A 20,761-nucleotide genomic window follows, 5' to 3' on the forward strand; every position below is an offset into this window, starting at 1 on the left:
TCCCACTCGTTCCGGAACACGTGTCCGTCCGTGTCCTTGGCTTCCGCGCGAAAACGCCTGGCGCCGTTGGATACATAGGTGAAGCGCAGATTTGGATCTTCCGAGATCGAGATGCCGCCTTCCATCGACAGCACGGGGCTGTCGTCCTGCGTCAGCTTGAGCTGGTTGATGAAGAAGGCGGGAATGTAGAGCTGTGTGACCTGGTCCATCTGCAGGCCGGAATTGTTGGGATGGCCGATCATGATCTGCGCTTCCCGCATGCGGCTCGCCGGGGCCTCCTCGCGCGCGAATTGGCGGTAGCGCATCTGGCCGAGCCGGTTCTGGGCCTCCTCGGCATTCTTCCCTGCTGGTGCCGAGCAGCCGCCGGAGGCCTTCACGTAGACTTTCGAGACATAGAGCTGGCCATCGCTGAGCTCGGCCACCGCATGAACGTCGGTGTAATTGTTGACGCGCACGCGGGTCGAGATTTCAGTGACGTTGGCATCCGGTCCGAGCTCGAACTTCGCCGCCATCGGCGCGGGATTACGATCGATCACCAGCGTGATCGAACGGATGCGGCGGGCATCGCCGGGCGAGAGCTTGCTGCGCAGGGTCACCGGCACGATGGCCGCGTCTTCGGCACGATACGGCATCTCGATTCCAATGACATTGCCGCCGTCATTCATCGGACGGCTGCTGAAGATGTCCTGCACCAGGCCCGGCCAGGGATCGTAAGCCTCTTCCGCCTGCGCCGGCACGGCGAATGCAATGCCGAGGAGCAGGGCGATCAGAGGCAGTCGGCGCGTGCATCCCGTCATGGTCATGGTCCCGCGGACGAAGCAACGTTTCACGCATCGTAGCGCGTCCGCTACTCCCATTCAATTTCCGAAAATGCTGCGGTTGCGTTGCGGGCGTTGTAGTCGTCGAACAGCTCCCAGTGCGGCCGTTCCGAGGCGGCGGCCCTGTCTGCAGCGGTTCGGATCGGCTCGCCCTTCTTGTTCGACGCCCGGATGTCCGCCAGCAGTGCCGTCAGATAGCGCCGTTCATCGGTCAGCGCGGCAGGCCATTCACTCACAGGTCCGTGACCGGGAACGACGCGCTGCGCCGGAATGCTCTCGAGTTCCGCGAGGATGCGAAGCCAGCCGCGAATGCTGCCGTCCATCACCGGAATATGGCGGAGGAAGATGAGGTCGCCAGTGAACAGCGTCTTCGTCATCTCATCGAACACGGTCAGGTCATTGTCGCTGTGCCCGGCCGGCCAAGCCCGCAGGTTGAGGCGGCGCGCACCGAGATCGAGCATCAGGGTGTCCGTGACGAGCATTGTGGGCGGCACGATTTTCACGGGAGATATCAATTCGTCGCCCATGATGCGCCTAAAATTGTCGAGATAGTACGGCCCACGGGCAGCGAGCGCCCGCGGCAATCGGCTGTGACCGACGAAAATGGTGTCCCCGGCGACGAAAGCCGCATTGCCGAAAACATGGTCGGGATGGCCGTGGGTATTGATGACGTAGCGGATCGGCTTGCTGGTGCGGGCCCGCACCGCCGCCAGCAGCGCCTCGCCCTCGCGAACGCTACCGCCGGTATCAATCACGGCCACCGCATCTTCGCCCACGATGAAGCCGACATTGGCGATGTCGCCCTCGTTCTCGCGGGTCATCAGGGCGATGGTCCCGGAGTGTACGAAGATTCCCGGCGCGACTTCGCTCACAGGCAATTCGGCCGCTGCGGCGCATGCTAGCGTCGCTGTTACCAGGGACAAGGCTGCGATCACGAGAGCGATGCGAGACACTTTTCAGCCTCAGTTCAAAGGTTGCGCGCATTGCACTGCAACAAAGAAAGCCAGCACAAAGTCTGGCAAAACATGGCGCGTCATGCGTTGCATGGCTAGCATTCAAACAAGCCTAGGAGGAAGCGCGATGACGGAGGCCGGACGACATCGTCGCTGGTTGCTTTCACTGAGTATCCTGGTTGCGTCTTGCGCGTTCGGCGACGTCGCCATAGCGCAGACCAACGAGACGGGTGACCTCTCGTTCGAACTGGTCGACCCCAAGGTGCTACGCGTCTGTTCCGACCCGCGCAATCTGCCGTTCTCGAATGAGAAGGGCGAGGGGTTCGAGAACAAGCTTGCCGAGCTGTTTGCGGACAAGCTCCAGAAGAAGCTCGACTATGTCTTTTTTCCGCAAGCCACCGGCTTCGTGCGCATGACGCTCGGCTCGCATCGCTGCGACGTCATCATGGGCTTCCCCCAAGGCGATGACCTCGTGCAAGGCACCAATCCCTACTACCGCACGAGCTATGCCTTGGTCGCGAAAGCAGGTAGCGGGCTGGAGGAGGTCGACACGCTGGAGGATGCCAGGCTCAAGGGCAAGCATGTCGGCATCGTCGCCGGCACGCCGCCTGCGACCAACATGGCCATTGCGGGACTGATGGGTGATGCAAAGCCCTATCCGCTCATGATCGACACGCGCTACGACAATTCGGCGCAGGCAATGATCGATGATCTCACGGCGGGCAAGATCGACGCCGGCGTGCTGTGGGGACCGATGGCAGGGTTCTACGCGAAGAAGGCGGGGTCGCTTCATGTCACGCCGCTGGTGAAGGAAACCACCGGGCCAAAACTGGTCTATCGCATCGGCATGGGCGTGCGTGGCGCCGACCAGAACTGGAAGCGGCAGCTCAACAAGCTGATCCAGGAGAACCAGGGCGAGATCAACAAGATCCTGCTCGATTTCGGCGTGCCGCTGCTGGACGAGAACGATCGGCCGCTTGGCGCGGAGACGACCAAGAAGGCACCATGAGGCAGACGCCATGAGGCGGCACCTTGCGGCTGCGCTGGTCGGCGCCGTGCTGGTGGCGCCGGTCGTTGCGCAGCAGCAGGAGCCGTTCGAGCCCGAAGGCTATCGCACCGACAACTACCGCGCGCCCGTGCCGCCGACGCTCGGCGGCGCGCGCGTGCTGTCGACGTCAGAAGCCGAGGCGATTTGGCGCGCGAAGAGCGGCGCCTTCATCGACGTGCTGCCGCGCGCGCCGAAGCCGAAAAACCTTCCCGCGGGTACCGTTTGGCGCGAGGCGCCGCGCAAAAATATTCCGGGCAGCATCTGGCTGCCGGATACCGGCTACGGCACGCTGCCGCCCGCCATGGACGACTATTTCCAGCGCGGCCTGGCGCGTGCATCACACGGCGATAAGAACGCGCTGCTCGTGATCTATTGCCTGGCCGATTGCTGGATGTCCTGGAACGCCGCCAAGCGCGCGCTCGCGTATGGCTACTCCAACATCGCCTGGTATCCCGATGGCACCGACGGCTGGGAGCGTGCAAAGCTTCCTACTGAGGAGGCGCAGCCCGAGCCGCGGCCGGAGCAATAGGCAAGAGATCGTCATGCCTGGGCTTGCCCGGGCATCCACGTTCTTGGTGCCTCGTGGCTGTGCGTGGATGGCCGGGACAAGCCCGGCCATGACGCCCTGTCGCACGTGGGAAGAGGCGAGGAAAAGCTTACTGCTTCTGCAACTTCGTCAGCGTGCCCGTCCCGTTATTGTCGGTCGCAGAGTAGCTCACCCTGTCGCCGGCGTGGACGGCGTCGAGCATCGCGGCATCCTTGGCCTTATACTCCTGGAGCGCGCCGGCGCCGCCTGCGCTGCCGCCGACTGTGCCCTTCTGCGTCTGCTGGATCGAAATCGTGCTGTTGAGCCGATCTATCCGGGTGACCATTCCGGTCAGATCGTCAGCGAATGCGCTGCTTGCGAGCATGCTGATGGCTGCAGCGCCTGCGAGGATGAATTTCGTGGTTCCCATCGAGGCCTCCCGATGCCTTGGATTACCCGTCGACAAGACATCCTAGACCGATTTGGTTCCGGCATATAGCACGGCGGCAGGTTAATGATCGCCATGGAGGCGCGGGAACCGGCCGCAAGCGGTCAATGAGGCTGACTCTATTCCATTTCCTGCTGGATCACGCGTCCAAGCGCAAACAGCCGCTGGTCGATGGTGGTGGGAACCTCGCAGACGAATCGCACCACCTTGTGGCGGTCCTCGAAAATGCGAGTCTTCCAGATCAGCTCGTTGCTGAGCGCATCGACCTTAGCCTCGTCGCGCGGCGTGGCGCCTTGGAGCGCCTGAAGCTGGACGCTCTCCTCGCGGATCTTGTCGGCGGCTTCGCGCTGCTTGCGGCTGACGCGTTCCAGCCCGCTCATGACCTGCGAGCGCTGAGCGTTGAGCGTGTCGAACAGGCCTGCGAACAGCAGTTTTGCGTTCGTGGTCTTGTCGGCCGCGGAGCCCGCCAAAAACTCCTTCACCAACTTCTCGCCCTCGTCCAGCGGCGTCTTGCGTGCCGACAGTTTGGCGACCAGCGCGCTGACCTTGGCGTCGTCCTTCCATTTGTTCTGCACGTCGTCGAGCGGAGGACCGGCCCATACGGCGGCGAGCGAAATTTCCGGCACTTTGGCCTGCGTGCAGGGCCAATCCGGATAGCGCGGATCGGCCGCGCGTGCCGCCGTGCTCGCGGCTGCGAGCATCAGAGCGGCCATGGCCAGAACCCGAACCGTCATCCTTCGCCTCCCGCAGGCCCCCGTCGCGCCAGCCCGCGCGAGGGATCATAGGCCAGAATCGCGCCGATCATGAAGACGATTGTGCAGGTCGCGACCACCGCCAGCGAGATCCAGTTGATCTGTCCGTACAGCGCGAAGCGGATCAGCTCGACCGCATGGGTGAACGGATTGGCCTCGCAAACATAGTAGAGATATGGGCTGCCCTCCTGCACCCGCCAGAGCGGGTAGAGTGCCGATGAAGCGAAGAACATCGGGAAAATGACAAAATTCATCACGCCGGCAAAGTTCTCCAGCTGCTTGATGCCGGAGGAGATCAGCATGCCCAGCGAGCCCAGCATCAGTCCGGACAGGATCAGGGCCGGCAGCACGGTGAGATAGCCCGATAGGGGAGGGGTGATGTCCCAGAACCAGGCTATCAGCAGGAACGCGTAGACCTGGAGCAGCGACACCGCGGTGCCCGCGAGCAGCTTGCAGAACAACAGGTAGCCGCGCGGCAGTGGGCTCACCAGCAGCGTGCGCATGTTCCCCATCTCACGGTCATAGACCATCGAGAGCGAGGACTGCATGCCGTTGAAGAGCTGGATCATGGCCATCAGCCCCGGCGCGATGAAGACCTCGTAGAGGATGTAGGTCTCGTAGGGCGGGATGATGGAGATGCCGAGCACCTGGCGGAAACCGGCGGCGAAGATGAACAGCCAGACCAGCGGCCGCACCAGCGCCGAGACGAACCGCTCGCGCTGGTGCAGGAAGCGCAGTCCCTCGCGCCAGACAATGCCCGTGAGGCAGGTCATGTATTCGGCGGCCGAGAAGCCGCGCTGCGCCTCGCGCGTGGTGATGCTGCTCATGCGCCGCCGCCCGGCAGGGTCTGCGCGCCGGTCAGGCGCATGAAGGCGGTGTTGACGTCCTGCGCGCCGGCTTCCGCGACGACGCGGCTCATCGGTCCCTGCGCCAGCACCTTGCCCTGATGCAGCACCACGAGATCGTCACCGGCCATGATTTCGTCGAACAGATGCGTGGCCCAGAGTACGCCGATGCCTTGCTCGCTCACGAGCTGGCGCACATGGCTGATGATGTCGGCGCGCGCCTTGACGTCGAGGCCGACGGTCGGCTCGTCCAGCAAGAGCAGGCGCGGCCGGTGCAGCAGCGCCCGGGCGATCTCCAGCCGCCGCATCTGCCCGCCCGAGAGATCGCGCACCTTGCTGCCGGCGCGCTCGGTAAGCCCGATGCGACCGAGCAGCTCGGCGGCTCGAGCGCCGGCTTCGCGGCGGCTGATGCCGTGGAGTGCGGCGTGATAGAGCAGGTTCTGCGTCAGCGACAGATCGAGATCGAGCGTGCGCGGCTGGAACACGACGCCGAGCAACCGCAGCGCCTCGCCGGGACTCTTGCTGATGTCATGGCCGAAAATGCCGACGCGGCCGGACTGGATGCCGAACAGGCGCGTGATCAGCGAGAACAGCGTGCTCTTGCCCGCCCCGTTGAGGCCAAGCAGGGCCGTGAAGCTCGCGGGCTGCACGTTGAAGGACACGTCCATCAGCGCGCGGCGCGGTCCATAGGCGTGGCTGACGTCGTCGATCGATAGCGCGGGCACGGTCGCCGGATCGGGCCTTGGTGTTTCGCGTTGTTCGGCGATGGGAACAGGGCTGGTCATGGCGCGATCGTGATACCCCAGGGCAGTTCGCCCACTTGAATGGTCTTGATCACCTTTTGCGCGGCGACGTCGATGACGGAGACGTCGTTCGAGACGCCATTGGTGGTGAGCAGAAATTTTTCGTCCGGGGTGAATGCCATGTGCCAGACCCGCTGTCCCACCAGCAGATATTTCGTCACCTTGCGCGAGGCGGTATCGACCACGGCGACGCGATTGGCGGGACCGAGCGCGATGAAGGCGGTCTTGTCGTCCCGGGTCATGCCGATGCCAACGGGCTGGATCGCCTCTTTCCTCAACCCCGGAATCTCGAAATTGATCTTGCCGGTCACCTCGTGCTTTCCGGGGTCGATGATCGAGACGGTGCCGCCGATCTCCGAGGACACCCACAATTCGGAAGCGTCGTGCTTGAATTCGGCAAAGCGCGGTCGCGCGTCGACCAGCACGTTGGCGACGATCTGGCGCGACGACGTGTCGATGAAATGCGCCATGTTGGTGGTCTCGGACGTGTTGATCAGCGTCTTGCCGTCCGGGCTGATGGTCATGCCCTCGGGCTCGACGCCGACCTGGATGTCGCCAAGGCGAGCGCGCTTCTCGAGGTCGATCACGGTCACTGTGTTGTCGTTCTCGTTGGCGACATAGAGGACCTTGCCGGCGGCATCCTGGGCGAACAATTCAGGGTCGGGACCGGAGGGCAGGCTGTCCACCACGGTTTGCGTCTTCGCGTCGATCATCTGGATCGTGTCGTCGTCGCCGACCGCGACCATCACGAACTTTCCGTCGCGCGTGAAGTCGATGCCACGCGGGCGCTGGCCGACCTTGATGGTCTTGGTCACCGTCCAGCTTTCGGTATCGATCACCGACACCGTGTTGCTCTTCTCGTTCGAGACATAGGCGATGAACGCATGCGCCGGCGCTGCCGCCAGCGCCAATCCGGACAGCAACCCAACACGCCACGCGCGGAACGTCCAAGTCCTCACTTTAATGTCCTCACTTCAGCTTGCATTTGCTCTCCGGGCGGTCATAGCCGAGCGTGTCGAGCTCGGAGACCTGGTGCAGGAAACCTTCTTGCGGCGACACCGACACCACCATGCGGCCATCGACCAGCAGGATCGGCTGGCGCAGCTGCAGGTTCCAGTCGCGCAAGGTCAGCTTCGTGCCCTTGAAGGCGGCGACCGAGAACTCCGGGCCCTTGATGAAATCGGTGACCTTCTTGACCTCGCCGGAATTGGTGCGCGACGTGGCCTCTCCGATCATGCGCACGGCGGTCCACGCCTGCATGTCGAGCGCAGTCATCCGCCGCGCGTTGAGCTTGACGAAGCGGTTCTGCATCTGGATCGCGCCCCACTGGTCCTGCGCAGCGTCCCAGCTCCGCGGCACGAGGCCGGCCGAGCCCGCGACAGGCCGTGGATCCCAGGTGCGATAGGGCAGGTAGGCGCCGAACACCTCGCTCTCGTCAGCGGCGACCAGTACATCATAGGCCGGAGCTTGTTGCGTGAACACCGGCATCTGCCGCTGGATCAGCGTCACGCCGGAGTCCGTGCGGCGCGCGCCGCCTTTGTCTTCGAAGCTGCGCTCCTGCACGATCTTGGCGCCGAACCGCGTCGCGGTGCGCCGGAGCGCATCGGCGAACAGTCTGTCCTCGTCATGCGAGCCAACCACGAGCAGCCAGCGCTTCCATTGCTTCCACACCAGATACTGACCGAGCGCATCGGCCAGCATTGCGCGCGTCGGCGCGGTGTGGATGACGTTGGCACGGCAATCGGCCTCGCGCAGCCGCTCGTCGATCGCGCCGGCGTTGAACAGCAACGTGCCGCGCTCGCGCAGGGCGTCGGCGACCTTCAGCAGCGTGTCGGCCGGCAGGTCGGCGATGATGAAGCCGTTGCGTGCGGCGAGCTCTGTCGCGGCCTGCACGGCATCTTCGCCCTCCTTGATACGACGCTCCTCCAGCGCAAATCGCTGGTTGAGGAATTTGCCGGTAGTGTTGTTGTCCTCGATGGCCAGGCGTGCGCCGGCGACGCCGTCATTCTCCGCGGGCTGCTCGACCAGCGACAGCGTTGATCTGGTGCCGGCGATTCCGAGATAGCCGACGCCGATCATGACAGGGTCGGCTGCGAGCGCACTCGTCGCAGCAAAACCCAGGCAGATCAGGCCGACCAACCATCGGATCATGTTTCCTCCAGATGTTCTCCCCGGCTTGACCGCCGATGGAGAATTGTCTCTGCTAAAGCATGACCGATTTGTCAGGGCATGCAACCCCGCATTTCGTCCTCACGCCGCCACGCCGGGAATCACGATCATGCGAGCGCTGATATGTTTCGCCGCTTTGCTGTTGACGGGCTCGGCCGCATTCGCCGATCCGCCGAAACTCGCGGTGTTCGATTTCGAACTGATCGACACCAGCCTGCCTGGCGAGTTCTACGGCTCCAAGCCCGAGGAAGCGCGGCTCGACCTCATCAGCGAGCAGTTGCGCAAGGCACTGGTTGAGTCAGGCAGGTTCCAGCTGATCGATATTGCGCCGGTCCGGGATGCGGCCCGTCACGCCAATCTGCAGGCCTGCGGCGGCTGCGACCTCAAGCTTGCCGGGCAGCTGGGTGCCGATTTGGAAATCACTGGCATGGTGCAGAAGGTCTCGAACCTGATCATCAATCTGAACATCTACCTGCGCGACGTGAAGACCGGCAACATGATCACGGCCGCCAGCGCCGATATGCGCGGCAACACCGATGAATCCTGGACGCGCACGATGAGCTATCTGATCCGCAACCGCTTGCTGGCGCCGAACTACGGCAAGCCGTGAGGGAGATATTTACCCCTTCAATCGCTCCGCATGCCAGTGCAGGTGATCGCCCATGAAGGTCGAGATGAAGTAATAGCTGTGGTCGTAGCCCGCCTGCCGCCGCAGCGTCAGCGGAATGTTGGCCTTGGCACAGGCCGCCTGCAGCAATTCAGGACGAAGCTGCTCTTTCAAAAAGTTATCGGCCTCGCCGACGTCGACGAGGAAGCCTGAAAACTTCGCGCCGTCCTCGATCAGCGCCACCGTGTCGTGGCTGCGCCAAATGTCCTTGTTCGGCCCGAGATAGCCGGTCAACGCCTTGATGCCCCAGGGCACGAGCGACGGCGCGACGATCGGCGCAAAGGCGCTGGCCGCGCGAAAACGGTGCGGGTTGCGCAGCGCGACCGTCAGCGCGCCATGGCCGCCCATCGAATGGCCCATCACCGATTGGCGCTTCGCATCGACCGGAAAATTTTCCGCCACGAGTTTCGGCAGTTCGTCGGTGACGTAGCTCCACATGCGATAATTGCTTGAAAACGGCGCTTCCGTCGCGTCGACATAGAAGCCGGCGCCAAGACCGAAATCATAGGCATTATTGGCATCGCCGGGCACGTCGGGGCCTCGCGGGCTGGTGTCGGGCGCGACGAAGATCAAGCCGAGCTCGGCGCAGGCTTTGCGGAATTCGCCCTTCTCGGTGACGTTGGCGTGCGTGCAGGTGAGGCCGGAGAGATACCAGACCACAGGCAGCTTGGCGCCCTGTGCGTGCGGGGGAACATAGACCGAGAACGTCATGTCGGTTCCGGTCGCCTGGCTGGCATGGCGATACACGCCCTGCACGCCGCCATAGGATGTATTGGTCGAGACAGTCTGGATCGTCATGCCGTTATGCTCCGTGGCATCAAACCACATCAGGATTGCAACGCTTGTGTGACCGAATTCGCGGCGGCCGTCAGGCCACGCCGCTGTCGATCGCCAGCCGCACCAGCTCGACAGAGGTTTTCACCCCGAGCTTCTGGCGCATGATGGACGAGGTGTTGGCGACAGTCTTGTAGGACGACTGCACCAGCCAGGCGATCTCGGATAGGCTCTTTCCGGCGCTGAGCAGCCGCAAAATCTCCATCTCGCGCGCGTTCAGCTTCGACAGCGGGCTTTGCGCCAGCGCGGGTCCCGCAAAGGCGATGCTGCGCGCGATCGCGCTCGGCAGATAGGTGCCGCCGCCGCCGACGGTGCGAATCGCCTCGACGAGATCGTCGGGGTCACCGGTCTTGGAGACATAGCCCTTGGCGCCGCACTCGATCGCCCGCGCGGCAAAAGCAGGGTCGTCGTTCATGCTGAACATGATGATCCGGGCCTCGGGCGCGCGCTCGAGGATGCGGCGCGCGAGCTCGAAGCCGGACACGGTCGGCAGGTTGATGTCGATGATCGAGAGGTCGGGGCGCTCGACGATGAAGACGCACTCGCCGTCTTCGGCGTCGGCGGCCTCCAAAATCTCGATCTCGCCCTCGTCCGCCAGCACGGCACGGCAGCCGGAGGCGACGATGGGATGATCGTCGACGATCAAAATGCGCATAGGCGTTCCTCGCGACAGCGTCTTGGCCTGTTTCGCGCCCGGCCGGGATTGCTGTACGCTTTCGATTAGATATCGGGCGCTTCGCCTCTGTCAACGTTATCGGACAAGGGGCAGGCCAATCCTTCGCGGGGGCACGGGCGATACCAATGTGGCAAAATCTATCCTTGCGCGGGCGCATCAACCTGCTGCTGGCGCTGCTGCTGGCGCTGGGACTCGCCGTCAATATCGGCCGCCAGGTCGCGGAAGCCGGGCCGCGCGTGCAGGCCGAGGACCAGAGCGTGATCCGGCTCGCGCGCGAATTCATCGAGATGATCGTTGCGGATCTCAACGAGGCGCCCGATCCGGATGCCAGGCTGAACCAGATCGCACGCGACCTCAGCCGCCTGCGCCATGTCAGCATCGCGCTTCGGGACGAAGCCGGCCGTCCGCTGACGCAGCCCCGGACCGACGCCGATGACGACACCCGCGCGCCGCCGGCCTGGTTCGTCAGCCTGGTTCATCCCGAGCAGACCGCGGTGAGCGTGCCCGTCTCGATCCATGGCAAGCCGGGTTCGCTGCTGATCACCTCCCATCCCGATGACGAGATCGCCGAGATCTGGGACGCCATCGTGACCCAGCTCGAGGTCGGCTCGGTGATCGCGCTGGCGCTGTTCCTGGTGATGATGAATGTGATCGGCCGGGCATTGGCGCCGCTCCAATCCCTTGCGGACGTGATGGCCGAGCTCGAAGACGGGCGTTATCAGGCGCGCGTCGCGCCGGGCGGCGCGCCGGAACTCGCCGCGATCTGCACCAAGCTCAACCATCTTGCGGCAACGCTCAGTGACGCCATCGAGGACAAGCGGCGCCTCGCCGAGCGAACGGTGTCGCTCCAGGACGTCGAGCGCAAGGAGATCGCGCGCGAGCTCCATGACGAGTTCGGGCCATACTTGTTCTCGCTACGCGCGCATGCCAGCGCGCTGGCGAAGCAGGCGGACGGACGCGCCCCGAATGCGGAGGCCGTGCGAAAACACGGCAGTGCCATGCTGGAGCAGATCAACGCGCTTCAGCAGTTCAATCGCCGCGTGCTGGAGCGCCTCCGGCCAGTCGGCCTGGCCGAGTTCGGCCTGCGCCAGGCGCTGGAATCGCTGTCGCGGCTGTGGCGGGAGTCGCATCCCGATGTCACCATCGAGACCGTGATCTCGCCGGCGCTTGGCGTCACCGGGGAGACCGCCGACCTCACCATCTACCGCATCGTGCAGGAGGCGCTCACCAACGTGTTCCGCCACGCCGGCGCGACCTCGGTTAACGTCGTCATCGAGCCGGTGGCGGAGGCGGCAAGCGACGGCCGCAGCTGTGCCCGGGTGCGGGTCAGCGACAATGGCCGCGGCATGGAGCCCGGCCAAAAGCTCGGCTTCGGGCTCGTCGGCATGCGCGAGCGGATTCTCGCGCTGGGCGGCACGCTCAACGTCGTCTCGGGTGACGGTGGTCTGACCGTAGAGGCCCTGGTCCCGACGGCAGCGGCCTGATCGCGTCGGGAAAAATTCCCGATTTGGTCGGGAAATTTGGTGCGATACGGCCCGACCTTTTGTGGCTGGCGCACGCATTCCTGCCGATTACACTCGTCTCGACCAACCGGGGGAAGATCAAAACAGTCGGTGGTCACGGATGGGAAGGCTGGGATGGGCGATCGTGTTTGGTTCAAGCGTTTTCGGTTCAAGCCTATTGGGTTCAAGCCTCTTGGGTTCAATCGTCGTTTGTTGATCGCCTTGGTTTCGACCGGGCTGCTCTCCGTCTTCGCGATCCCCGCGGGGGCCGCGCAGGACGAGGAAACCAACGTCCAGAACCTGCCGCCGGTCGAGGTGACGGCGCCGCCGCGGTCAACGGCGCGGCGCACCGCGTCATCGCGTCCGGTCGCGCACATCGGAGCGCCGTCATCCGCCAGCCCCAAGACGCGCCTCTACGTCTATCCGACCGCGCCGGGTACCGGCAGAGGTCTTGACGTCGACAAGGTCCCCTCGGCGATCAACGCCGTCGACGCCAGCCAGATCAAGCGCACCGGCTCGCTGAACATCACCGACGCGCTTCGCGACAACATCGCCGGCGTCAACATCAGCGAGGTTACCGGCAATCCATTTCAGCCGGATGTCGAATTCCGCGGCTTCGTTGCCTCGCCGGTGACGGGCACGCCGCAAGGCCTCGCTGTGTATCAGAACGGGGTTCGCATCAACGAGGCCTTCTCCGACGCCGTCAACTGGGACCTGATCCCGACCGCGGCGATCCGGTCGGTGACGCTCGTGACCAACAATCCCGCCTTCGGCCTCAACGCGCTGGGCGGCGCGATCAATTTGCAAATGAAGGACGGTTTTACCTATCAGGGCGCGGAGCTTGATCTCATGGGCGGCTCGTTCGGCCGCATTCAGGGCTCGGCGCAATGGGGCAAGACGGTCGACAAGAACTACGGCGTCTATGCCGCGCTCGAAGGCCTGCACGACAACGGCTTCCGCAATTTCTCCCAATCGGACGTGCGGCGCTTCTACGGCGACGTCGGTTACAAGGCGGGCGACAGCGAATTCCACGCCAACATGGGCGTCGCCAAGAACGATTTCGGCGCCAACGCCACCGTTCCCGCCGAGCTGCTCGACAAATATTGGGGCGCGACCTACACGACCCCGCAGACCACTTCCAACCGCGTCGGCTATCTCAACCTGACGGGCAAGGTCGATGCGACGCCGACCTGGACACTCGAAGGCACCGCGCATGTGCGCAGGTACGAGCAGAAGCTCGTCGACGGCAATCCGACCGACGCGCAGGAATGCACTGACCCGGGGCTCGCTGGGCTTCTTTGCTTCGGCGACGGCGCCACACCGGCAAACGGCGTGAACGGCCTGCCGCTTGCCAATCCTTTCGCGTCCGGGACCATCCTCGGCGAGATCGACCGGAGCTCGATACGTTCGACCACCTTCGGCGTGTCGGGGCAGGCCACCAACACCGACCAGCTGTTCGGCCACGACAACCGCTTCGTGATGGGCGCGACCTATGACGCCAGTGTCACGCGCTATAACGCCACCGCCGAAATCGGCACGATCGGAGAAAGCTACGTCGTCAGCGGCGGCGGCCTCTTCCTGGGGCCGACTGGCGTACCTGATACCGTTGCCGGCCCTGTCTCGCTGCGGACCGTCAATCAATATAACGGCCTCTACGCAATGGACACGTTCAATATCACGGACGCCTTCGCCGTCACCGGCGGCGGCCGGTTCAACGTCGCGGGCATCACGCTGGAGGATCAGCTCGGGACCGATCTCAACGGCGATCACACCTTCACCCGCTTCAATCCGGTAATCGGCGGCACCTACAAGATCACGCCGGAGCTGACGGCCTACGCCGGCTATTCCGAGGCCAACCGCGTTCCGACGCCGCTCGAGCTCGGCTGCTCGGATCCAGCCCGTCCCTGTCTGATTGCCGCGTTTCTCGTCTCCGATCCGCCATTGAAGCAGGTCGTGTCCAAGACCGTGGAAGCGGGCCTGCGCGGCAGCAGGGAGCTGAACATCGGCACGCTCGGCTGGAAAATCGGCGGCTTCCGCGCCACCAATTACGACGACATCGTCGCCGTTCCCGCAGTCGGCCGCACCGGCTTCGGCTATTTCTCCAACGTCGGCCGTACCAGGCGTCAGGGGCTCGAAGCTGAGGTCAACATCAAGTCGCCCACGCTTCAGTTTCAGGCGAGCTACGCTTTCGTCGACGCACGCTATCTCGACGCTTTCGCGCTCGGTTCCGAAAGCCCGTTCAGGGATACTGTCACCGAGACCATTCAGGTGCTACCCGGCAACCAGCTCCCCGCGATCCCGCGCCATCGCGTCAAGGTCGGCATCGACTATGCCGTCACCGACGTGTGGAAGGTTGGCGGCAACGCGCTGTTCGTCTCCAGCCAATATCTGGTCGGCGACGAGTCCAACCAATATACGAAGCTGCCGTCCTACACCGTGTTCAACTTGCACACGTCCTACCAGGTGACCAAGAACGTCCAGCTCTACGGCAAGATCGACAATATCTTCGACAGGCGCTACGCGACCTACGGACAGTTCTTCGACCGCGAAGCCGTGCCCAACTTCACCAATGGCGGTGCCGAGTTCACCGACCCGCGCTCGCTCAGTCCGGCAAGGCCGCGTGCGTTCTATGCGGGGATGCGGGTGACGTTCTGATCTTGGCTCGGTAAGCCCGGGTTGGCGCCGCCCGGCATGGCGTGTCACGCCGGCTCTGCTCTACCTCAAGCCGATTGACTCATTGTTCATGTTTTGTTCTTATGCTGCTCGTCCAGCCAAGGGAGCGAGCCATGGACAACCGCATCAACGAAATCCGCAGGATCATCAGGGCGTTACGCGTCAGCATGCGTGAGGCCGAGGCGATCATGCATGAGCAGATCAACAGGGACGAGGACTGCAGCTTCGTCGCAGGCGAAGTCATGAAGATGCGCACGGTAATGAGCGGGCTCGTTCAGGAGCGGGCCGCGCTCGGAGACACCGACCCGATCGTCGTCGCCAGCCTGTTCGTTCCCCGCCGTCGGCCGATGCCATCGCGCGTCGGGGTTGAGAAGCGCAGCCTTGTTCCGCCGCGAAAGATGGCACGAGCATGAAGGGGGAGAGGCCGACCTACTTCTCCGACATGCAGGAGCCGCCGGAATTTCTGAAGGCGCTTCATCATGCGCGGCGCCTGTCCTGCCTCGAGGGTTGGTGCCGCATGCACATCGAGGCCATCCAGGTTGCGATTGATCAGTACGCGGAGGCGGCTCTCGGTAACCGGGAGTTCTTCCTCAATAAGCCGCACAGCATCGGTGGAAGTCGCAGCGGCGGCGACGTGCCGTGACAGCGGTGCGTGTCAGCGTATCGACCTTTTGACATCTCCGATGATCCCGCCCGCCGGCGAAGCTTGGCGTCGCGTTGTTTTTACCGATTGGAAACCATAGCGAATGATCCTAAAATTGTAACGAAACTGTTCGGCTGTCTCTGCGTCGGTTCGTCGGAGGGCCCGTCCGATGACAGAGCACCAGTTGAGAGAGCAGGAATTCCAGATCGCGCGGTACCGGCATTTGGAGCGCGAAGTGACCGATCCACTTGCCGCCTGTCTGCTTCACAGCATCATTGAAGACCTGGAGGCCGAGCTGCGCAGGAATAGCCCGGATTGGCTCGGGCCGCGCGATTAACGCTTTGTTAGCGCTGATCGTGTCGATATGCGCGAGGAAATACCAGGGGAGACTGCTCCCATGTTGAAGGACGGCACCTACGCCGCCTGGTACAAGACGCCGCTCGATCAGGGGACCGGGATCGTCCATATCGCAGACGGACAGATCTGGGGCTGCGACAGCCTGATGACCTATCACGGCTCTTGCAAGGTCGACGGCGATCGCTTCACCGCCACCGTGTCGACGAAGCGCCATACCGACGGACGCGCAACCGTGTTCGGCGTCGACGATGAGCTCACGCTGGACATCGAGGGAAACTGCCCGGGCAAGGTGGCGACCTACACGGCGACGGCAGCGCAAGCGCCGGGAATGATCCTCCAGGGTACGCTGATTCTGACGGAACAGCAGGCGCCCGCACCTGAACGAACCGGGCAGATGCCGCCGTTCAATCCCGACAAGCTGCCAAAGTTGCCGAAGCGCTCGCGCTGATCGCGGAAGCCCGCGCGCCACCGCGGCGGAAGGACCTCATGTCTGCTCCCGACCCAGGCAGACATTCCGCAATCCAGGCTCGCCAAGCAACGAGAACGGTCCCGTCGTTGGTCATGGCAACACCGAGCCAATTCATCCGCGCTGGATTCCCGCCGTCATCAAGCGATCACTGCGAATACGAAAGCTGATCTTCCGTGACGACTCGCTCGATTTTCTCCGACTTGCACTTGATGCGGTATCGGAGACGTCCATCGGACTCGATGGGCATATGCTGGACGATGGTGTAAATCATCGGTGGCTCAGTTGCGGCACGTCCTTGTGGGCCTTGGGGCTGGTGGCGAACGTCTTCATTCAGCTTGTAGGCATACGACATATATCTACCTCGAATTCACGGTGGCTCTGACGCGGGTCAGTCATTGTATCCCTGGCAGGACAGGCGCTTGGTCAAGCGGAAGAGGTTACCACAGTCTGATGCGGTCAAACCGCGTCATAAGTCAGTCGTTCTCTTGCTTGACCGGTGCAGACAGACAATCGCCCAGAGCGGAGCGGCGATGGCTGCAGCATACGCCATATTTGCGAAGTTTGGTCGTAATTTCCGAGCGGTATATGGCATTCTGTGAGCCTACGGGCCCTCGTATCGAGGGAACTGACAACTTCCTTGCCGGATTGGGCTGGAATTCGAATGACGGTGGGGCTGGTATTTCGGCTTTGGGGTAGCTCTGCCGACGATCGCCCTAGCCCCTTTCGGACAACTTTGTCGCATTCCGCAATCCTGCATCCTCGGCCCTCGGCTCGCCCGCTTCTCAAACGACCCGCGATTCGCCATGGTGCCACCGAAAGAGCATCACCCCGGAGCACGATCAATGTCGGACAAGGTCTCGCGTCGCCAGTTCGCCACGCTGGCGGGATTGTCCGCAGCCGGAATCGCCAATCCTCTCGAGGTCGCGGACGCCAAGCCCGCATCGCCGCCGCGAAACGTGGACGGTTTCCCCGCGGGCTTCGTCTGGGGCACGGCGACCTCGTCCTATCAGGTCGAGGGCGCGGTCAACGAGGACGGGCGAGGGGCCTCGATCTGGGACAAGTTCGTCCGCATCCCCGGCAAGATCGAGGATGGCTCGACCGGCGACCGCGCCAACGAGCACTATCACCGCTACAAGGAGGACATCGCGCTCATCAGGGAGCTCGGCTGCAAGGCCTATCGCTTCTCGGTGGCCTGGCCGCGGCTGTTTCCGGACGGCGACGGCAAGCCCAACCCGAAGGGACTCGATTTCTACAACCGCCTGGTCGACGAACTCCTCAAGAACGGCATCGAGCCGTGGCTGACGCTCTATCATTGGGACCTGCCGCAATCGCTCCAGGACCGGTTTGGCGGCTGGCGGTCGACGGAGACCTGCAAGATCTTCGGTGATTACGCGGCCTATGTCGCCGAGCACCTGACCGATCGCGTCAAGAACGTATTCACACTGAACGAGAGCGGTCGCTTCGTCTATTTCGGCTACGGCATCGGCATCGACGCGCCCGGCGTGACGCTGCCACAAGCCGAGGTCAACCAGATCAGGCACAACAGCGCGCTCGCGCACGGGCTTGCGGTGCAGGCGGTACGCGCCCATGGCCGCCGTGGCACCAGGGTGGGGCCGGCGGAGAACATCGATGCCTGTGCCCCCGCGATCGACACGCCGGAGAACGTCCGCGCCGCAGAGATCGCGCTGCGCGAAATGAACGCCGGCTATCTCAACGTCATCATGACGGGCCAGTACACCGACGCCTTCCTGAATTTCGCCGGGCGCGACGCGCCGAAATACACGGATGCGGAGCTGAAGATCATCTCCTCGCCGGTCGATTTCCTCGGCCTCAACATCTACGCGCCGCAGAACTATGTGGTGGCCTCCGACCAGGGCGCGGGCTTCATGCCGCTGCCGATCCCGAAATCCTTCCCGCACATGAATTCGGACTGGCTGCGCGTCGGCCCCGAGACGATCTACTGGGTGCCCAAGCTGGCGGCAAAGATCTGGAAAACGGACGCGATTTATATCAGCGAGAACGGCACCTCCGGCGACGACGTCGTGACGCCCGACGGCAAGATCTACGACACCGACCGCATCATGTATTTGCGCAACTACCTGGCCCAGCTCCAGCGCGCCACCGCCGAAGGCGTGCCGGTGCGCGGCTATTTCCTCTGGAGCCTGATGGACAATTTCGAATGGGTATTTGGGCTCAACAAGCGCTTTGGGCTCTACCACGTCAATTTCGATACGCAGGTGCGTACGCCGAAACTCAGCGCCAGCTTCTATCGCAACGTGATCGCGAAGAACGCAGCGGGGGTTTGATTGCTCTCCCTCGCCCCGCTCTTGCGGAAGGGCGACGAGCTTGGCTCGCGTTGAGAGGGCGGGGTGAGGCGGTTCCGCCAGCGCGCATTGACTCCCTTCGCCCGCTGATTCAAAACGCTTCCAACCGTTCAACAAGAGGATAATGCCAATGATCGACGCACTCATCATCGATGCCTGCCGGACCCCGCGGGGCGTTGGCAAGGCCGGCAAGGGGGCGCTCTCGGGCATTCATCCGCAGCAGCTGGGAGCAACCGTGCTGCGCGCGCTCGCGACGCGCACCGGCATCGACACCGCCGACGTCGACGACGTCATCTGGGGCTGCAGCGCGCAGGTCGCAACGCAAGGCGGCGATCTCGGCCGCATGTCGGCGCTGGACGCCGGCTACGACGTGCGCGCGAGTGCCGTAACGCTCGACCGCTTCTGCGGCTCCGGCATCACCGCCGTCAACATGGCCGCAAGCTCGATCATGTCGGGCACGGAGGACCTCGTCGTCGCCGGCGGCTGCGAGATGATGTCGATGGAAGGACGCCGCGGCGGCGGTCCGATGATGATGGACAACGGCAATCTGCGCCTGCGAGCGCGGCATCCGCAGTCGCATCAGGGCGTCTGCGCCGACGCGATCGCGACGCTGGAAGGCATCACGCGAAGGGACGTCGACGCGCTCGGCCTCGAAAGTCAGAAGCGTGCCGCGCATGCGATCGCGAACGGCCACTTCAAGAAGAGCCTCGTGCCGGTGCATCGCGAGGACGGCAGCCTCGCGCTCGACCATGAAGAATATCCGCGGCCGCAGACCACGATGGAAGGGCTGAGCGCTTTGAAGCCCGCATTCCCCGCAGTCGCCGACCATGCGCTCGACGACAGGGGCACGACCTATCGCGGCCTGATCCTGCAGAAATACCCCGACCTCGAGATCGACTTCATGCACCACGCCGGCAACTCGTCCGGCGTCGTCGACGGCGCCGCCGCGATCCTTCTGGCTTCGCCCGCTTACGCCAGGGCGCACGGCCTGAAGCCGCGCGCCCGCGTCGTCGCGATGGCGAATATGGGGGACTCGCCGACGCTGATGCTGAACGCGCCGGTGCCGGCGACGCGCAAGGTGTTGGCGAAGGCGGGGCTGACCATCGACGACATCGACCTGTTCGAGATCAACGAGGCCTTTGCCGTGGTTGCGGAAAAATACATCCGCGACCTCAAGCTCGACCGCGCCAAGGTCAACGTCAACGGCGGCTCGATCGCGCTCGGCCATCCCATCGGCGCCACCGGCTCGATCCTGATCGGCACCCTGCTCGACGAGCTTGAACGGCGCGACTTGAAGCGCGGTCTCGTCACCATGTGCGCGGCCGGTGGCATGGCCCCGGCCGTCATCATCGAACGTATCTAGCGCGAGCGAAGCTCGTCGCGCTCCCTAGAAATAAGGGAGAGAAAGTACCCGCGATCGCCACATCACGACGATCTAGGCTTATTTTCCAGGGTGAATCGCGACCGGACTCCGACAAAGAGGCCGGTCATCGCTTGTCGAAAGCATCGAATCAGCTTTAGCAAGGCTGCGTGCGGGCCTTTGAAACAAGGTAAAATCCGCTGCCTGAGGCTTCTCCCGCTCCGGAAGTGGCTAAAAAGCAGGGTTTTTTGCCACAGAGGGCCAAAAAAGCCCGTAAAACCCCGACAAAACTGTGCAGAAGGCTATAGGCCTTCACCGGTTGGTCTAATATGCAGCCGTCAACGAATCAGAGGAGACACGATGGCCACCCAAATGTCGAAATCGCAGCTGATCGAAAAGATCGCGACCACCACCGAGCTTTCCAAGCGTGACGTCAAGAGCGTCATGGAGACGCTGACCGACGTCGGTCACAAGGAGCTCAAGAAGAACGGCCTGTTCCTGGTGCCGGGCTTCGCCAAGTTCGTGGTCATCAAGAAGCCCGCCACCAAGGCGCGCAAGGGCACCAACCCGTTCACGGGCGAAGAGATGATGTTCAAGGCCAAGCCGGCCCGGAAGATCGTCCGCGCCCGCCCGGTCAAGGCCGCCAAGGACGCCGTGGGCTAACAACGCAAAGGCCCCCTCGAGCGAGGGGGCCTTTTGTTCGGGGCTGTCGCGAGGACTTGAGACGGAGGGCTCAACCCTTGCGGCGCTTCGCGCGGACCGGGATCGGCTGAAGCCGCGGTCCGGATGCCGCCAGCGCATCGCGAACCCCGTCTATGGCGCGATCGAGCAACTGGCGCAACCGCTGCGTCTTTCGCGATTGCTTCGCTTTTTCCAGCAGTTTCTTCATCGCAT

Annotated in this window: 23 protein-coding genes; 12 read left to right on the forward strand and 11 right to left on the reverse strand. The window is 63.5% G+C overall.

The annotated features are described in order from the left end of the window. Both IVB13_RS13035 and IVB13_RS13040 read right to left on the reverse strand, forming a co-directional pair. A partial coding sequence (locus IVB13_RS13035; protein ID WP_247489084.1) for a quinoprotein dehydrogenase-associated SoxYZ-like carrier occupies positions 1-797 on the reverse strand: 797 nt, incomplete at its 3' end. Positions 798-847: 50 nt separating this feature from the next. Then, positions 848-1,771 carry a quinoprotein relay system zinc metallohydrolase 2 gene (locus IVB13_RS13040; RefSeq protein ID WP_026233993.1) on the reverse strand — a complete coding sequence of 308 codons (924 nt, stop codon included), beginning with the start codon at positions 1,769-1,771 and terminating at the stop codon, positions 848-850. 127 nt (positions 1,772-1,898) lie between these two features. Here IVB13_RS13040 and IVB13_RS13045 point away from each other — a divergent pair, with 127 nt between their 5' ends. Continuing rightward, entirely contained in the window at positions 1,899-2,780 is an 882-nt protein-coding gene (locus IVB13_RS13045) for a substrate-binding domain-containing protein (protein ID WP_247295105.1), read from the forward strand. Between the two features lie 10 nt (positions 2,781-2,790). Continuing rightward, entirely contained in the window at positions 2,791-3,348 is a 558-nt protein-coding gene (locus IVB13_RS13050; RefSeq protein ID WP_018460288.1) for a PQQ-dependent catabolism-associated CXXCW motif protein, read from the forward strand. Positions 3,349-3,475: 127 nt separating this feature from the next. Here IVB13_RS13050 and IVB13_RS13055 read toward each other — a convergent pair whose 3' ends face one another. From IVB13_RS13055 to IVB13_RS13080, 6 genes are all read right to left on the reverse strand, one after another. Next, complete coding sequence (locus IVB13_RS13055; protein ID WP_007601401.1) at positions 3,476-3,775, reverse strand: copper-binding protein; 300 nt, start codon at positions 3,773-3,775, stop codon at positions 3,476-3,478. Between the two features lie 137 nt (positions 3,776-3,912). Continuing rightward, on the reverse strand, positions 3,913-4,527 hold the full coding sequence (locus IVB13_RS13060) for a hypothetical protein (protein ID WP_026233992.1): 615 nt from the start codon (positions 4,525-4,527) through the stop codon (positions 3,913-3,915). Beyond that, positions 4,524-5,372 (reverse strand): ABC transporter permease, encoded by an 849-nt coding sequence (locus tag IVB13_RS13065; protein WP_018460286.1) that lies wholly within the window; start codon positions 5,370-5,372, stop codon positions 4,524-4,526. The genes IVB13_RS13060 and IVB13_RS13065 overlap by 4 nt, the downstream gene beginning before the upstream one ends. Next, positions 5,369-6,175 carry an ABC transporter ATP-binding protein gene (locus IVB13_RS13070; RefSeq protein ID WP_018460285.1) on the reverse strand — a complete coding sequence of 269 codons (807 nt, stop codon included), beginning with the start codon at positions 6,173-6,175 and terminating at the stop codon, positions 5,369-5,371. The genes IVB13_RS13065 and IVB13_RS13070 overlap by 4 nt, the downstream gene beginning before the upstream one ends. Next, on the reverse strand, positions 6,172-7,152 hold the full coding sequence (locus tag IVB13_RS13075; protein ID WP_026233991.1) for a YVTN family beta-propeller repeat protein: 981 nt from the start codon (positions 7,150-7,152) through the stop codon (positions 6,172-6,174). The genes IVB13_RS13070 and IVB13_RS13075 overlap by 4 nt, the downstream gene beginning before the upstream one ends. A 10-nt stretch (positions 7,153-7,162) precedes the next feature. Then, the gene (locus IVB13_RS13080) at positions 7,163-8,344 is read right to left on the reverse strand and encodes an ABC transporter substrate-binding protein (protein WP_018460283.1); all 1,182 of its coding nucleotides are present in this window, start codon (positions 8,342-8,344) and stop codon (positions 7,163-7,165) included. 127 nt (positions 8,345-8,471) lie between these two features. Here IVB13_RS13080 and IVB13_RS13085 point away from each other — a divergent pair, with 127 nt between their 5' ends. Beyond that, complete coding sequence (locus IVB13_RS13085; RefSeq protein ID WP_018460282.1) at positions 8,472-8,972, forward strand: DUF3280 domain-containing protein; 501 nt, start codon at positions 8,472-8,474, stop codon at positions 8,970-8,972. A gap of 9 nt (positions 8,973-8,981) precedes the next feature. Here IVB13_RS13085 and fghA read toward each other — a convergent pair whose 3' ends face one another. Continuing rightward, entirely contained in the window at positions 8,982-9,827 is an 846-nt protein-coding gene (fghA, locus tag IVB13_RS13090; protein WP_018460281.1) for an S-formylglutathione hydrolase, read from the reverse strand. Between the two features lie 70 nt (positions 9,828-9,897). Further along, positions 9,898-10,518 (reverse strand): response regulator transcription factor, encoded by a 621-nt coding sequence (locus IVB13_RS13095; RefSeq protein ID WP_018460280.1) that lies wholly within the window; start codon positions 10,516-10,518, stop codon positions 9,898-9,900. 146 nt (positions 10,519-10,664) lie between these two features. On the opposite strand from IVB13_RS13095, the gene IVB13_RS13100 reads away from it, so the two are divergent. The 9 genes from IVB13_RS13100 (at position 10,665) to IVB13_RS13140 (ending at position 20,530) form a co-directional block, all read left to right on the forward strand. Continuing rightward, positions 10,665-12,023, forward strand: coding sequence for a histidine kinase (locus IVB13_RS13100; RefSeq protein ID WP_026233990.1), 1,359 nt, complete (start codon positions 10,665-10,667; stop codon positions 12,021-12,023). A gap of 153 nt (positions 12,024-12,176) precedes the next feature. Further along, a complete protein-coding gene (locus tag IVB13_RS13105; RefSeq protein ID WP_247489086.1) occupies positions 12,177-14,696 on the forward strand; it encodes a TonB-dependent receptor in 2,520 nt (839 codons plus the stop codon). A 131-nt stretch (positions 14,697-14,827) separates the two neighbouring features. Next, positions 14,828-15,127 carry a hypothetical protein gene (locus IVB13_RS13110; RefSeq protein WP_085384859.1) on the forward strand — a complete coding sequence of 100 codons (300 nt, stop codon included), beginning with the start codon at positions 14,828-14,830 and terminating at the stop codon, positions 15,125-15,127. Next, positions 15,124-15,357 (forward strand): hypothetical protein, encoded by a 234-nt coding sequence (locus IVB13_RS13115; RefSeq protein ID WP_018460276.1) that lies wholly within the window; start codon positions 15,124-15,126, stop codon positions 15,355-15,357. Before IVB13_RS13110 ends, IVB13_RS13115 begins: the two co-directional genes overlap by 4 nt. A 169-nt stretch (positions 15,358-15,526) precedes the next feature. Continuing rightward, entirely contained in the window at positions 15,527-15,694 is a 168-nt protein-coding gene (locus IVB13_RS13120) for a hypothetical protein (protein ID WP_162847266.1), read from the forward strand. Positions 15,695-15,754: 60 nt separating this feature from the next. Then, complete coding sequence (locus IVB13_RS13125) at positions 15,755-16,162, forward strand: hypothetical protein (protein ID WP_018460275.1); 408 nt, start codon at positions 15,755-15,757, stop codon at positions 16,160-16,162. An 863-nt stretch (positions 16,163-17,025) separates the two neighbouring features. Further along, positions 17,026-18,489, forward strand: coding sequence for a GH1 family beta-glucosidase (locus tag IVB13_RS13130; RefSeq protein ID WP_085361044.1), 1,464 nt, complete (start codon positions 17,026-17,028; stop codon positions 18,487-18,489). 148 nt (positions 18,490-18,637) lie between these two features. After that, a complete protein-coding gene (locus IVB13_RS13135; RefSeq protein ID WP_247335377.1) occupies positions 18,638-19,870 on the forward strand; it encodes an acetyl-CoA C-acetyltransferase in 1,233 nt (410 codons plus the stop codon). Positions 19,871-20,227: 357 nt separating this feature from the next. Then, positions 20,228-20,530 carry an HU family DNA-binding protein gene (locus tag IVB13_RS13140; protein WP_007601427.1) on the forward strand — a complete coding sequence of 101 codons (303 nt, stop codon included), beginning with the start codon at positions 20,228-20,230 and terminating at the stop codon, positions 20,528-20,530. A gap of 70 nt (positions 20,531-20,600) precedes the next feature. Here IVB13_RS13140 and IVB13_RS13145 read toward each other — a convergent pair whose 3' ends face one another. After that, positions 20,601-20,756, reverse strand: a complete 156-nt coding sequence (locus tag IVB13_RS13145) for a hypothetical protein (RefSeq protein ID WP_247295101.1) — start codon at positions 20,754-20,756, stop codon at positions 20,601-20,603. Positions 20,757-20,761 lie beyond the last annotated feature (5 nt).

The organism is Bradyrhizobium sp. 17, assembly GCF_023073515.1.
Lineage (GTDB): Bacteria > Pseudomonadota > Alphaproteobacteria > Rhizobiales > Xanthobacteraceae > Bradyrhizobium > Bradyrhizobium canariense_D.